General features: G+C 60.4%; 9 protein-coding genes. 6 read left to right on the top strand and 3 right to left on the bottom strand.

What is annotated here, in order from left to right; translation table 11 throughout:
• Positions 1–22: 22 nt before the first annotated feature.
• Complete coding sequence (locus PLH32_05690) at positions 23–913, bottom strand: hypothetical protein (protein HQJ64089.1); 891 nt, start codon at positions 911–913, stop codon at positions 23–25.
• Positions 914–1,151: 238 nt separating this feature from the next.
• Between PLH32_05690 and PLH32_05685 the strand changes: the two genes are divergently transcribed.
• From PLH32_05685 to PLH32_05670, 4 genes are all read left to right on the top strand, one after another.
• The gene (locus tag PLH32_05685; GenBank protein ID HQJ64088.1) at positions 1,152–2,882 is read left to right on the top strand and encodes an AMP-binding protein; all 1,731 of its coding nucleotides are present in this window, start codon (positions 1,152–1,154) and stop codon (positions 2,880–2,882) included.
• Between the two features lie 18 nt (positions 2,883–2,900).
• On the top strand, positions 2,901–3,743 hold the full coding sequence (gene folD, locus PLH32_05680; GenBank protein ID HQJ64087.1) for a bifunctional methylenetetrahydrofolate dehydrogenase/methenyltetrahydrofolate cyclohydrolase FolD: 843 nt from the start codon (positions 2,901–2,903) through the stop codon (positions 3,741–3,743).
• Positions 3,744–3,827: 84 nt separating this feature from the next.
• Positions 3,828–4,127: a hypothetical protein gene (locus PLH32_05675; GenBank protein ID HQJ64086.1), complete on the top strand. Its 300-nt coding sequence runs from the start codon at positions 3,828–3,830 to the stop codon at positions 4,125–4,127.
• A 26-nt stretch (positions 4,128–4,153) separates the two neighbouring features.
• A complete protein-coding gene (locus tag PLH32_05670) occupies positions 4,154–5,776 on the top strand; it encodes an NADP-dependent glyceraldehyde-3-phosphate dehydrogenase (protein HQJ64085.1) in 1,623 nt (540 codons plus the stop codon).
• On the opposite strand, the gene PLH32_05665 is transcribed toward PLH32_05670, so the two are convergent.
• A complete protein-coding gene (locus PLH32_05665; GenBank protein ID HQJ64084.1) occupies positions 5,766–8,174 on the bottom strand; it encodes a glycoside hydrolase family 127 protein in 2,409 nt (802 codons plus the stop codon). The genes PLH32_05670 and PLH32_05665 overlap by 11 nt on opposite strands.
• A 748-nt stretch (positions 8,175–8,922) precedes the next feature.
• Here PLH32_05665 and PLH32_05660 point away from each other — a divergent pair.
• Positions 8,923–10,320 (top strand): MFS transporter, encoded by a 1,398-nt coding sequence (locus PLH32_05660; GenBank protein HQJ64083.1) that lies wholly within the window; start codon positions 8,923–8,925, stop codon positions 10,318–10,320.
• A gap of 65 nt (positions 10,321–10,385) precedes the next feature.
• Here PLH32_05660 and PLH32_05655 read toward each other — a convergent pair whose 3' ends face one another.
• Entirely contained in the window at positions 10,386–11,063 is a 678-nt protein-coding gene (locus tag PLH32_05655; GenBank protein ID HQJ64082.1) for a class II aldolase/adducin family protein, read from the bottom strand.
• 185 nt (positions 11,064–11,248) lie between these two features.
• Here PLH32_05655 and PLH32_05650 point away from each other — a divergent pair, with 185 nt between their 5' ends.
• Positions 11,249–12,673, top strand: a complete 1,425-nt coding sequence (locus tag PLH32_05650; GenBank protein HQJ64081.1) for an aminotransferase class I/II-fold pyridoxal phosphate-dependent enzyme — start codon at positions 11,249–11,251, stop codon at positions 12,671–12,673.
• Positions 12,674–12,710 lie beyond the last annotated feature (37 nt).

The raw sequence follows: 12,710 nt of genomic DNA, 5'->3' as shown, positions 1-12,710 counted from the left end.
AGCATGTCAGGTCCGTGGCCGTTTACAGGCCGATATACAGTCCCAGACAGGCGCTGTTCTGGGAGGCCAGGCTATAATCCGCATGCAACTGAAAGAGGGCGAGATGGAGGTTTGCACCCACCGTCATCCGCATCTTGTTCTGCCCTTCCAGGCTGAAAGCGATGGTTTCGGCTTCCGCCCCTTCGCCATGGGTGTAGGAGACATCCATTCCGGCCTTTTCGTAGGCGACGCCGCCGTATAGGGTGAGAAGGCTGAAGGATTTACTCGCCTGCACCCCGACCACATCGGTCGCTGCATCGAGGATATCCCCCACCTTGAGGGTTTGATGGAAATAGGAAACCGAGACATCGATGGGGAAAAGCGGAATGTACTGGCTCACACTATGGCGTATGCCGATGCCGGTCAGAGTCAGGTCACCGATATCCTCATTCAGCTGGGCCACTGCGTAGCGCAGGGTGAGTTCGGTCCCCAGCAAGGAGCCCACCGTGACCTGGGGAATGGCCAGGGGCAGCATGGAGAGATCGTAGCCTCCGGGGAAATTGTAAACCGTGCCGCCTTGTCCGGCGATGGAAACCGGCTGGGTATCACCGAAGACGGTGGGCACTTCCCGGGTGGTCACCGGATAGAATCCCTCCTCGGTCGTCGCGGTGAAGGTGCGCTGATCTTCTGCGATCAGGGCAGCGGGAATCAGCAAGTCGAGGCCGAGATGGAGTCCCACTCGGGGGATGTGCGCGGAATGATAGAGGCCGCTGTTCATATTGGCGCCAAAGGCGTCTCCCAGAGGTTGCAGGTATTTTTTACCGTTATCGCCCAGATAGCGGGAAAGGTAATCCTCCAGCTTCTGTGCCCTGGCACCGGGCACCAGCAGCACGAGCGCGCCCAGGCAAAGCCACATCTTCACAATGCTGCGCATAGCACCTCCCATTCTTGTGGGGCCATCGGATTAATGGAAACAGATCCGGAAAGTATGTTATTACAGTATACTCTCTGTGGCCACACGAATCAAGCACTTTTTTGACATTTTTCTGTTCCCGTCACACTTTTCCAGGGCGTCGGCACCGGCGCCGGCAGAAAAAAGAGTTTGAAAACTTGCCGAAGTGGTGTATATTGTGGCCGCTGCCCTTCTACCGGGCGGTTCTATGGAGGTTCAGATGATCCCGCTCAATCACAAGTTTGGCCTGGAACGGTATACGCTCGACTGTTTCTTCAACCGGGTTCTCGCCCTCTATCCCGACCGTCCCGCCCTGGCGCTGGTGGACGAAGCCCCCTTCACGTATGCCGAATTCGGCCGGCGTGTCACCGCACTGCAGGAAAGGATGCGCCAGCTCGGCATTAAGCCGGGCGATAAGGCGGCCCTGCTCGGGGCCTCCTCTCCCAACTGGTGTATCGCCTTCATGGCCCTCACCACCATGGGGGCCATCGCCGTCCCCATCCTCGAGGAATTTCCCGAAGCCGATATCGATCACATCATCCGCCATTCGGAGGCGTCGGCCATTTTCATCTCGCCATCCCTCCACGCCAATCTGAATCTGCGGAGCCTCGACGAGGACAAGGTTGTGTTCAGCCTCGGCGATTTATCGCTGCTCTCCAAGGAGCCTTCTTCCCGCTCCGGTTTCTGGAAGGGTTTGCAGGATTTCAGCGGCAAGGTGCTCAAGAGCCTGGAGAAATCCCAGCCCGCGCCAGCCGGCGGGATCGAAGAGGAGGATATCGCCGAAATCATCTATACCTCCGGCACGACCGGCCACTCCAAGGGGGTGATGCTGACCCACAGCAATCTTGTGAGCAACCTGTTCGAGGGTCCGGACCTGATCCGCTGCATCCACGAGAAGAGCATCATTCTCTCCATCCTCCCACTCGCGCACACCTTTGGCTCTACCTCCGGCTTTCTCTCGATCATCCGCCATGGCGCGCTGATCTATTTCCTCAACAAACCGCCGGCCCCTAAAGTGCTGCTGGCGGCGATGCAAAAGATCCGGCCGACCATCTTCGGGGCGGTCCCTCTGGTCTTCGAAAAAATCTACCACAAACAAGTGGTGCCGACGATCGCCGCCAGCCGTGCGCTGCGGCTGCTCTCCAAAACCCGAGCGACGCGGCGATTGCTGTACAAGATCATCGGCAAAAAGATCCGCAAGCTGCTCGGCGGCCGTCTCGATTGTGTCATCATTGGCGGGGCGGCCTTCTCACCCGAGGTCGAGACCTTTATGAAGCAGGGGCATATCCCCTATTGCTGCGGCTATGGCCTGACCGAATGCTCCCCGCTGGTGACCTTTTCCTCGATGGCGGAACAAAAGCTCGGCTCACCGGGTCACGCCATCACCGATGTCACCCTTAAAATTGCCGAGCCCGATGCCGACACCGGCATCGGCGAGATCCTCGTCAAGGGCCCCAATGTCATGAAGGGCTATTATAAGGATGAAGCTGAAACCCGCAAGGTCTTCACCGCCGACGGCTGGTTCATCACCGGCGACCGTGGCTACCTCGACCGTGATGGTTTTCTCTTTATCACCGGCCGCTCCAAGAATGTCATCATCGGTCCCTCGGGCGAGAACATCTATCCCGAGACCATCGAGGCCAAGTTGCTCGAATCCATCTACGTCGAGGAGACGCTGGTCTACCAGCTCGACGGCCAGCTGGTAGCGCGTATTTTTCCCAATTATGGCTACATCGAGAGCATGGAGGGTGATCGCGCCGAGGGGGTGGTCGCGCGCGACATCGCCGGGATCCTCGAGGAGGTGCGCAAGGAGGTCAACCAGCGGCTGCCCGTCTTTTCGCGCCTCAGCCGGGTCTTTGAGCAGTCCACCCCCTTCATCAAGACTCCGACCAACAAGATCAAGCGGGGCGAGTATGTGCCCGGTTACAGCGACGGCATTGGCAAGAGTTGAGATAGAGAAAGGACCGCGATGAGTGCGCTCATACTGGATGGCAAAGCCCTTTCACAACAGCTCGAGGCGGAGCTGGCGGAGCGGGTGACCCGGATCAAGGAGCGGCGCGGCAGAGCCCCGATCCTTGCGACCATTCTGGTTGGTGATGATCCGGCTTCGGCGACCTATGTGCGAATGAAGGGCAACGCCTGTCAGCGGGTGGGAATGGATTCGCTCAAGGTGATTTTGCCCCAGGCGACGACCACTGCAGAACTGCTCGGCGAGATCGACCGTCTCAATGCCAATCCGGAGGTTCAGGGCATTTTGCTGCAGCATCCGGTGCCCGCTCAGATCGATGAGCGCGCCTGTTTCGACCGGATCGCCATCGACAAGGATGTCGACGGCGTGACGGCACTCGGATTCGGGCGGATGGCCCTAGGCGAACCCGCCTGGGGCTCGGCCACGCCTGCCGGGATCATGCGGCTGCTCGAGCACTACCGGATTCCCCTTCAGGGCAAGGAGGCGGTGGTGGTCGGCCGCAGTCCGATTCTCGGCAAACCGGTGGCGATGATGCTGCTCAATGCCCATGCCACAGTGACGATCTGTCACTCGCGCACGCAGGAGCTGGCGGCGATCGTCCGCCGCGCCGACCTGGTCGTCGGGGCGGTGGGCAAACCGGAGTTCATCCGCGGAGCGTGGATCAAGCCGGGGGCGGTGGTCGTTGATGCCGGCTATCATCCCGGCGGGATCGGCGACGTCGAACTGGCGGTGGCGAAGGAGCATTGTTCGGCCTATACGCCCGTGCCGGGAGGCGTCGGCCCGATGACCATCGCCACGCTGATCGCCCAGACCGTGGCGGCAGCGGAAAAAAATCTGGATTGAGTCCGGGATTTCATTCGCACGCGAGCCCGCACGGCGGGCAGCGTAAGCCATAATTCGCTGACAGGCAAAGGGAGGTTAGTCATCATGCAAAAAATACTGCTGGGCATCGCCTTCGCGCTGGGAGGGATCATCACCTATGTCGCAACCCGCCCCGAAGCGCATTTCGCCGTTATCGCCATCGCCCTCTTCATACTGGCCTTTTTCTTTGGTTTCATCCAGCCGAAATACCCCTGGCTTTTTGCCCTGGTTCTGGGCATCTGGATTCCGCTCTTCGGGCTCTTCCGGCTGCAAAACCTCTGGACGATTCTGGCTCTGGTCGTCGCCTTTGCCGGGACCTATAGCGGCGCCGCCCTGCGCATAAAACTTTTCCCGAAAAAATCCTGACTCCTCCCCCTCCGGAGATCCTTTGCATGAACCCGCTCTTCCCCTCGTCCTTCTATCCCGCACCCGAAAGCATTCCCGAATCTTTCCGGTTTGCCGGCCCGATCGAGCAGCGCAGCTGGCTCTGCGGCGGTGAAATCCGCACTTGGGAGGGTTTGCAGCAGCCGGTCTTCTCGCCGGTTTGCGAGCCCGGCGCCGGCGAACCGCGGCGCAAACTCCTGGGCAGTTATCCGCTCATGACCGGGGCGGCGTCGCTTCAGGCCCTGGAAGCCGCTGTCCGAGCCTGGGATCAGGGGCAGGGGGAATGGCCGACCATGCCGGTAGCCGAACGGATCAGCCGGGTCGCCTCCTTCTCGGCACGGATGCAGGAGCGGCGGGGCGAGATCGTCAAGCGGCTGATGTGGGAAATCGGCAAGAGCCAAGTGGATTCGGAGAAAGAGTTCGACCGCACGGTCGAGTACATCCGCAATACCATCGCCGCGCTCAAGGAGCTCGACCGCGTCTCCTCGCGTTTCGTGATCGAAGAGGGAGTGATCGGCCAGATCCGCCGTTCTCCGCTCGGGGTGGTGCTCTGTATGGGGCCCTTCAATTATCCCCTCAATGAGACCTTTACGACGCTGATCCCGGCCCTGATCATGGGCAATCCGGTCCTCTTCAAGCCGCCCAAGCTGGGCGTGCTGCTGTTCGAGCCCTTGCTTGCCGCCTTCCAGGAGTGTTTCCCGGCCGGGGTCATCAATACGGTGTACGGCGATGGGGCGACGATCGTCGGGCCGCTGATGGAATCGGGCCGGGTCGATGTCCTCGCCTTCATTGGCACCAGCCGGGTAGCGGATATCCTGCGCAAGCAGCATCCCAAACCGCACCGTCTGCGCTGTGTGCTCGGCCTCGACGCCAAGAATCCGGCGGTCATCCTAAAGGATGCCGATCTCGACCTGGCGGTCAAGGAGTGTGTGCTCGGCGCGCTCTCCTTCAACGGCCAGCGCTGCACCGCCCTCAAGATGATCTTTGTGCACGAGGAGGTCCGCGAGGCCTTTCTCGGCAAGCTCACTGCAGCGGTGGGGGCGCTGAAATGCGGCATGCCCTGGGAAGCCGGGGTTCAGATCACACCGCTGCCGGAGGAGGGCAAGACGAGCAGACTGCTCGAGTTGATTCAGGACGCCGTGGAGAAGGGCGCCCGGGTTGTCAATGAAGGGGGCGGAACGGTCAACGCGACCTGCATGTTCCCGGCCATCGTTTATCCGGTCCGGGCGGGGATGCGGCTTTACACCGAGGAGCAGTTCGGTCCCATCCTCCCGGTCGCCTCATTCCGCACCATCGATGAGCCGCTGCAGTATATCGCCGAATCGAATTACGGCCAGCAGGTGAGCCTCTTCGGCAGCGATCCGGCGGTGCTGGCGGGTCTGATCGATCCGCTGGTCAACCAGGTCTGCCGCGTCAATCTCAACAGCCAGTGCCAGCGCGGACCCGACACTTTTCCCTTCACCGGGCGTAAGGATTCGGCTGAGGGCACCCTGTCGGTCTCGGATGCCCTGCGGGTCTTCACCATCCGCGCCCTGGTGGCGGCCAAGGAGAGCGCGGTCAATCAGCAGATCATCAAAACCATCGTCACGGAGCGGAAATCCCAGTTCCTCTCCACCGACTTTATTTTTTAACTTCTGTGACTGTGCGGCAGCCGAAGAAGCGCCCGGCGGTGCGGCCGTGGCTGGCCTCGATCCGCACAGTCACGCGGCTCTTGCCTGCGATCAACGCGGCCGGCAGGGAATAACTGAGATCATAAAATCGGCCGGTCTCCCCTCCCTTCCAATCCACTTCAGCGATCTTAACTCCCTCAATCAGCAGGTCAAAGGCGCGGTCGCGGTCGTCGCCGATGCAGGTGAGGAGCAAGGCGTTGGGACATTCCGGCCGGACCGCCATGGTGAAGGCGATCCAGCTTCCGGCGCGCGCCTCGCGGCCGGAACGGCCCAGGGCCTGGTCGACGTAGGAACGCTCACCGCTCTCGAGGCCGTGGTCGCGCTCGGGCTGCATCTCGCCGATGCGGAAGTGATCGATCGTCCGTGCCTCGATCTCCTGCGACCGCCGCTTCTCGGCCGTATAGGCTTCCGCTCTCGCTGCCCAGGCCGCCGGGGTGAAATAATCGAAATAGACGCTGTAATAGCCGGTTGCGATAGCGTAGAAGGGTTTGAGCAGGAAATCCCGGGGCATGCCGACACCACAAGTCCGGAATGCGAGGGGCGCGCCGGCTGGCTCGATCCAGCTTTCAGGGCGCCGGTCATCCGTCAGTAGCACCGGCGTACCGTAAACCGGATCCGGCAGGGTATCGCCGAGCTGACCGGCCAGAACGATCGGGCCATAGAGAAAGGCGATGCGCTCGGGATTGTCCGGCATCGCTTCGGTGCGGAGGTGCATCGGCAGGCGGATCTCCACCCGGTCGCCGTCGCGCCACTTTCGGTCAACAACCCAGAAACCCTGCCGGTTGCGGCGCGGGGCGGCGCGTTTGCCGTTGACCTGCACCTCGATCGTTGCGCTCCAGGCGGGCTGGCGCAAATAGAGGCCAAAATGCTGCGGCTTTTTCGCGGTCAGCGTCAGCGTCACCATCTCGCTCTCCGGAAAGTCGGTGGTCTGGGTGAGAACAAGGCCGCGCTCTTTCCAGGTCAGGACGGAGGGGATGAAGAGATTGAGATAGAGCCCCCCATCCGCGGCCTTGTAGTAAACGGCTTCGGCGTACTTCACATGATTCTCCATCCCGCTGCCGACGCAGCAGGTGAAGGTGTTGAACGAGTCGCTGAAGACCTTGTGCGTACCCATGCGCAACGGCACGAAATAACACATCATGCCGTCAGCCGGATTCTGGCTGGAGAGGATGTGGTTGTAGAGGGCGCGTTCGTAATAGTCGGCCAGCTCCTGATCCGGGGCCTGGCAGAAGAGATGGCGGGTGAGCTTGAGCATGTTGTAGGTATTGCAGGTCTCGCAGGTGTTGTCACTCAGACGATCGTTGAGTTTGTCCTCCTCCCCGCAGTATTCATAATTGCTGTTGCCGCCGATGACGTAGGTGTGGTGCCGGACCATGCTCTCCCAGAAGACACGGGCGATGGTGCGGTCGGTGGTATTGGCGGTGAGTTCGTAGCGGCGCGCGGCGCCGACGGCCTTGGGCACATTGGTATTGGAGTGTTTGCCGGGCAAGGGGTCGATGCCCTGGGCCAATTTCCCGAGGACGAATTCGTCGTGAAACTTGCGCGAGAGTGCGAGGTATTTTTGCTCCCCTGTGATGGCATAAAGGTTGGCGAGGACTTCGTTCATGCCGCCGTATTCGCAATTGAGCATGGCGAGGCGCTGCGTCTCGGAGAGGGGATTGACCACGCCGGCGGCCCAGTCGGCCATGCCGCAAACGACCTGCAGGGCCCGGGTGCTGCCCGCATAGAGATAGGCGTCGACGAGTCCGGCCATCAGCTTGTGGACGGTGTACCAGGGTGACCAGCTACCGTTGAGGTTGAAGCCGCTGGATTGAATATCGCCGCGGGCCACCCGGGCGAAAAGGGTATCCTCGCCCGGGATGGCGCCGACGTAGCCGCTTCGTCGTGCCTGCTGGCAGCGTGCCAGCTCGTCGACGATCCGGTTAATGCGCTCCTTGAACCGGGCATCGCCGCTGTTGGCGAAATGCATGGCGCAGGCGGAGAGGTAATGGCCGAGGGTATGGCCGGAGAGGCCTTCACTTTCCCAGCCGCCATAGAGCGCTCCCTGAACCGGAAGGCCGGCATGGGCATGGAAACGGTGCAGAAGGCGGCCGGGATCGAGGGCCAGCAGGTAGGCGGCATCCATCTCCATGGCGTGCCGGAAGCGGAATGCGGTGATCTGCACCGCCTCCAGATCGAAGGCATAGGCCTGGACGGGGACCTTACAGTCGGCCTTCAACCGCCCCGCGAACTGGCCGGGATACTGCGCCAGAGACGCTCCGGTGAAAAGCATCCCAAGTAAAGCGACCTTCATGCCGGCCGTTGGCCATTTCGCCCAGCTATTAAACATCGATAGCATCTTCAGTCTGCCGCTAGCCATTCTGCACTCCCTCCGAATATAGTTCTTCCCAGGACAGGCTCATACGGGCCAGCGCGTCTCTCTCCACCGGGTTGGCCCGAGCCTTTTTACCAAAGGCCTCCTGCAAGAGCGAATTGTCCAAGAGCGTCAGGTCGATATAATGTATCGGGCGCCAACAATTCTGCAGATAAATGGGCGTAGAAATTCCGCGCGCGCCATGTGTCCGGACCACCCCGATCCGCTCCCGCCTGACCGACCGCACGACTTGATTAAAAACAGGAACGGATTTAGATAATTCAGGACCTGGACAGATATGCCCTGCTGCATTAGTTTGCAGACCAGTTCTACACCGCCAACGAAGCAAGCTATGAACACCTTGTGTAATTTCACCCCTTCCTGCCATGGCTTACAATCTACGCGCACGGCTGGATGTACCTTGCCGGGTTGTTTGCGGCAAGAACAGGATGCGCATTTCTTCTTCATTTCATCAGATCTCGATCCTAACACGCCCCCTTTTTACACTCCCATCCTGATACATCATCCTGTCACGCCCCGATTTTGATCTCCAGGTGATGACGAGAATGAGTCGGGTCCGAGTCAGGCCGGGATGCCCATTGTCGAGGTGGGGACGAGTGTTCAGCCAGCGGGGCATAGACCATCCTCTGTATTATCGTCCCCTTCTCGTGGGGTGCCTGAGAATTGACTTGCAAATCTGCGCCAATTTGGTTATAATTATAAAATTTTTCAACTCTTCCCGAGAGAACGACCTATGGCTGAAAAACTGCACCGTCTGCTCAGTGACTCCAAAGGGGCACGCTGGACCGCCCTGCTTATCGTCTCCTTTACCATGTTCGCGGGCTATTATATGGCCGATCTGATGGCCCCCCTGCAGGTCATGTTGCAGAAACAACTGGGCTGGAGCGCCACCGACTACGGCTGGTACACGGGCGCCTACGGCTGGTTCAACGTCTTTCTCTTCTTCCTCATCATCGGCGGCATCATTCTCGATAAGATGGGGGTGCGCTTCACCGGCCTGACCGCCGCCATCGTCATGGTCGGCGGCGCCTTGATCAAGTACTGGGCGATCACCACCCAAAGCCTCACCAGTCAAAGCTGGCACATCCTCTTCTGGACCTTCCCGGCGCAGGTATGGATGGCCGCCCTCGGCTACGCCATCTTCGGCGTCGGCGTCGAGGTCGCGGGCATCACGGTCTCCAAGGTGATCGTCAAGTGGTTCAAGGGGCATGAGCTGGCCCTGGCCATGGGGCTGCAGCTGGCCATCGCCCGCATGGGCACTGCTCTGGCCCTCTCCACCTCGCTGCCGATTTCCAAGCATTTCAATACGGTCAGCGCCCCCCTCCTCATCTGCCTGGTGATGCTCTGCATCGGCCTACTCGCCTTCTTCGTCTATACCTTCAACGATAAGAGGCTCGATGCCTCGCTGGCCACGCTCCACGGCGGATCCGAAAAACAGGCCGACGAGGAGTTTCATCTCAGCGACATCGGCGCGATCATTGGCAACCGCGGCTGGTGGTATCTGGCGATCCTGTGCGCGCTCTTTTATTCAGCCGTCTTTCCCTTCCTTAAATACGCAACCGGTTTGATGATCAACAAATATCACGTTTCCGAAAACCTGGCGGGGCTGATTCCCGGGCTGCTGCCCTTTGGCACGATCCTGCTCACCCCCCTCTTCGGCAATCTCTATGACCGCAAGGGCAAGGGGGCGACGATTATGATCCTCGGTGCGGTGCTGATCATCCTGGTCCACTCGCTCTTCGCCGTGCCCGCCTTCAGCCACTGGACCGTGGCGGTGCTGCTGATGATCATCCTCGGAATCGCTTTTTCCCTGGTGCCCTCGGCAATGTGGCCCTCGCTGGCTAAAATTATCCCCGAGAAGCGGCTGGGCAGCGCCTATGCGCTGGTTTTCTGGATTCAGAATATGATCGCCTTGATGTTCATCCCGGCCATGATCGGCTGGGTCCTCGATCATTACTGCATCGCATCGCAATCGACCGTGAACGGGGTGACGACCACGGTCTACAGCTACACCCTGCCTATGATCCTCTTCGCCGTAATCGGCGTGCTCTCGTTGATCTTCGCTTTCCTGCTCAAGATGGAGGACAGCAAAAAGGGATATGGGCTGCAGCTGCCGAACATCAAGAGCTGAGAACGCCGCGACAGTGCCCTGCCCAAGCCCTGGCCCAACCGCCAGGGCTTTTTATTTCGGGAGCCTCAGCGTTTCCGCGCTTTGCCCCTGGCGGTGACGGTTACGCCGAAACGCTCGCGCAGGGCGTAGAGGCTTTCGGCCTCGGTTTCGCTCAACACCCGTACCCGGCCGATTTGGCGGGCCGTCAGACTGATCTGCGCAAAATGCTCGAGAGTCTCCATCTTGTAGTAGGCATTATAGATATCAGCGCCGACCGTGACCGCGCCGTGGTTGGCGAGCAGGAAGGCATCATGCTCCTTGAGCCGCTCGAGGAGCGGTGCATAGAGTTCAGCCGTCCCGGGGGTGCCATAGGGAATGATGGGGATGCTGCCGAGAGCGATGACGACCTCCGGCAGGATGCAGGCGTCGAGCGGCAGGCCCGCCACGGCGAAGCCGGTGGCAATCGGAGGATGGGCGTGACAGACGCTGCCGGCGTCTGGTCGTTCCCGATAGATCGCCAGGTGCAGGGAGAGTTCCGAGCTCGGCTTGCGGGTACCGGACAGAGGTTTCCCTTCGAGATCGACGACGATCAGATCGGCGGGTTTCATAAAGCCCTTGCTGACGCCTGTGGGGGTGATGAGCACGCGACGGGCGTCGATGCGGGCGCTGATATTGCCGTCATGGGCGGCAACGTAGCCGCGGCTCCAGAGGCGCCGTCCCGCCTCGACGATCTCCGCTCTCATCGCTGTTATGGATTGGGCCACCTTGGTCCTCCTTCAAATCGTGCGGTCCATATCGCTCCAATTTACTCAGGATCGGGGAGAGAGTCAAGCGGGAAAGCGCCGCTTAAAAATCTTGTTTTATATGCGAATTTGCGCTATATTGGCCCCGGAATATTGCAGGACGGCGAGAGCCGTCTTTGATATAACGTCACTTTCCGGAGGTCTCTATGCCGTCCCGATCCGCCACCGAAACGACGGTCAATCCCAATATCATCGAGATGGAATATGCGGTGCGCGGTCCCATCCCAGCGCGCGCTGCGGAGATGAAAAGACAGGGCCGCCGTGTGATCCTGTGCAACATCGGCAATCCGCAGGCGCTCGGGCAAAAACCGCTGACGTACCTGCGCCAGGTCCTCAGTCTGGTCGAGGATCCCGGCCGGCTGGAGCGCGAGCGTCAGCTGCAGGCGCTGGCGGCACCGGGTGTTCCGGCCTTGGCGGCGGAGCTCCTCGATCAGGCGCAAACCATTGTCGACAAGATGGAGTCGGGCATGGGAGCCTACACCGAGAGCCGCGGTCCCGCCTTCATCCGTGAGGCGATCGCCCGTTTCATCGACCGACGTGATGGCGTCGTTCCGGGACAGGGGGTGCCAGCCGATCCCGATCATATTTTCCTGACCAATGGCGCCAGCGAGGGCGTCAAATACATCCTCGAGATGCTGATCGCCGGCCCAAAGGACGGCATTATGGTGCCGATTCCGCAGTATCCCCTTTATTCGGCGGCGATCAAGAAGCTTGGCGGAAACCAGGTCAATTACTATCCCGATGAGGAGGCCGACTGGAACCTGGAGCCGGCGATGCTCGAGGAGGCACTCGTGCGGGCGCAGGGTGCGGGGGTTCAGGTCAAGGCGATTGTGGTGATCAATCCCGGCAATCCGACCGGGGCCATCCTCAGCGAGCGCAGCCAGCGCGAGGTGATCGAGTTCGCCGCCAAAAACGGGCTGGCGATCATCGCAGACGAGGTTTATCAGGAAAATGTCTACGACGGCAGCTTCACCTCCTTCGCCCGCCTGGTCGGTGACGATCCAATACCCCTTTTCAGCCTGCACAGCATCTCCAAGGGCTTTTTCGGCGAGTGCGGTCACCGCGGCGGCTATCTCGAAGTGCGCAACGCGCCGCGGATTGCAAACAGCAAGCACACCTTCATCGACCTCCTGGTCAAGCAGGCTTCGGTCAGCCTTTGCTCGAATACCGTCGGCCAGGTGCTCACCTATCTCATGGTGACGCCGCCGCGCGAGGGTTCGGCCGTCCATCTGCAGATGCAGGCGGAGAGAAAACAGATCCTCGAGGAGCTTTACGAAAAAGCCCTGACCATCAAGCGGGCTTTCACTAAAATGGAGGGGATGCGCTGTTACGGCCGCATCGGCGCGCTTTATCTGTTCCCGAAGATGGAGCAGCTGCCGGCCGGCACCAGCGATTTCGACTATTGCATGAACCTGCTCGAGGAGACCGGGATCTGTACCGTCAACGGCCAGGGTTTCGGACAAAAGTCCGGCACCCATCACCTGCGCATCGCCTTTCTACCGCCCCAGAATCTGCTCAATGAGGTGTTGCCGGAGTGGATCGCCTTCCATAACCGCTACGTGAATCCCTAAGTGCTTGCCGGGGGTGTGCTGCCGGCGCCACCCCGAA

The sequence above is a fragment of the bacterium genome (assembly GCA_035419245.1).
Lineage (GTDB): Bacteria > Zhuqueibacterota > Zhuqueibacteria > Residuimicrobiales > Residuimicrobiaceae > JAKPUX01.
Note: the sequence above shows the minus strand (reverse complement) of the source record. Positions and strands in the feature narration are given on the sequence as shown.

What these genes read in the sequence shown, in the direction of transcription:
- PLH32_05690 (HQJ64089.1), bottom strand. Translation starts at nt 913, where the DNA reads ATGCGCAGCATTGTGAAGATGTGGCTTTGCCTGGGCGCGCTCGTGCTG.
- PLH32_05685 (HQJ64088.1), top strand. Translation starts at nt 1,152, where the DNA reads ATGATCCCGCTCAATCACAAGTTTGGCCTGGAACGGTATACGCTCGAC.
- folD (HQJ64087.1), top strand. Translation starts at nt 2,901, where the DNA reads ATGAGTGCGCTCATACTGGATGGCAAAGCCCTTTCACAACAGCTCGAG.
- PLH32_05675 (HQJ64086.1), top strand. Translation starts at nt 3,828, where the DNA reads ATGCAAAAAATACTGCTGGGCATCGCCTTCGCGCTGGGAGGGATCATC.
- PLH32_05670 (HQJ64085.1), top strand. Translation starts at nt 4,154, where the DNA reads ATGAACCCGCTCTTCCCCTCGTCCTTCTATCCCGCACCCGAAAGCATT.
- PLH32_05665 (HQJ64084.1), bottom strand. Translation starts at nt 8,174, where the DNA reads ATGGCTAGCGGCAGACTGAAGATGCTATCGATGTTTAATAGCTGGGCG.
- PLH32_05660 (HQJ64083.1), top strand. Translation starts at nt 8,923, where the DNA reads ATGGCTGAAAAACTGCACCGTCTGCTCAGTGACTCCAAAGGGGCACGC.
- PLH32_05650 (HQJ64081.1), top strand. Translation starts at nt 11,249, where the DNA reads ATGCCGTCCCGATCCGCCACCGAAACGACGGTCAATCCCAATATCATC.